Source organism: Sphingomonas sp. Leaf25, from assembly GCF_001421635.1.
In the GTDB taxonomy this organism is placed as follows: domain Bacteria; phylum Pseudomonadota; class Alphaproteobacteria; order Sphingomonadales; family Sphingomonadaceae; genus Sphingomonas.
Genome location: NZ_LMKU01000004.1, coordinates 1 through 1,116 on the forward strand (window position 1 = coordinate 1; position 1,116 = coordinate 1,116).

Below are 1,116 nucleotides of genomic sequence, written 5' to 3' on the forward strand. Positions count from 1 at the left end.
TCGACGAAGGGGGTCCCTTTTGCACGCCGATAGGGGGTCCTTTTTGGACGCCGATTGACAGACGACGCGGCCGGTAGTTGCATGAACACGCGGGTTGGCGACGCTGCTGAGCCAGTTTCCGAACTGGAGGTTGAGGTCGTCGAGATCACGGAACGTGCCGCCCAGGAAGAAGTCCTCACGGATGTAGCGGAACGGCCGCTCGACCTTCCCCTTCGTCTCGGGTCGGTAGGCGCGGCATGCTTTCGGCAGGAAGCCATAGTGGTGGGCGAACTCGCCGAGCGTGCGGTTGTAAACCACACGGCCATCCTCATCCTCACCGAGTACGGCCGTCTTCATGCGGTCGTAGAGGATTTCGCGCGGCACGCCGCCAATGGCCTCGAACGCTGCCCTATGGCACGCAAGGACGGTCTGCATCGTCTGACGTTGCGCGAAGCGTCCCCAGATCAACCTGGAGAAGCCCAGCACCATCGAGAACAGCCATACGATCTGGACGTGGTCCGGTGCGCTGGTAAATCGCACCCGGAACTGCGCGAAGTCGACCTGCGCCTGTTGCCCCGGCGGCGTTTCGAAACGAACGGCGAACGGGCTACCGCCACCCGCCGGCCGCAGACCGCGCACAGTATCTCGCACGGTGCTGTAGCCGCCGGTGTAACCACGCTCGCTGATCTCGCGGAGGAGGCGCTGCGCACTCAGGCCAGGGTACGCCTCAAGCCTCGATTTTAGATAATCAAGCCAAGGGTCGAGCACGCGATCGCGCGGTTGCCGGGGGCCGTAGGTCGGCATTTCGAGCCCGCGCGCGATGTATTTACGAACGGTCTTGCGGTCGACGCCGACCTGTCGGGCGATCACCGCCACCTTCAGGCCCTGGCGATGCAAATCCAGGATCATCATCAGATCTCCAAGCTTCTTCATCGCAGCACCGCCTCCCGTCAGGAGGAGCATGCCCGATATTTTGCTTTGGCCCTTGTCCGGGGCTCGCCCCGGACAAGGGCCAATCAGAAGAAGTGGGGAATTTTCAAATGTCCGTTGTGAGGCATTTTACTCCGCCATCGACAGCGGTGGTTTGCGGACGGGTCAGACGGGCATTCATGTAGAGCCTCACTTGCTGGTCGGTGA

Annotated in this window: 1 protein-coding gene; it reads right to left on the reverse strand. The window is 62.1% G+C overall.

What is annotated here, in order from left to right; all coding sequences use genetic code 11:
- On the reverse strand, positions 1-912 hold a 912-nt coding region (istA, locus tag ASE78_RS02640; RefSeq protein ID WP_056492910.1), incomplete at its 3' end, for an IS21 family transposase.
- Positions 913-1,116: the final 204 nt, after the last annotated feature.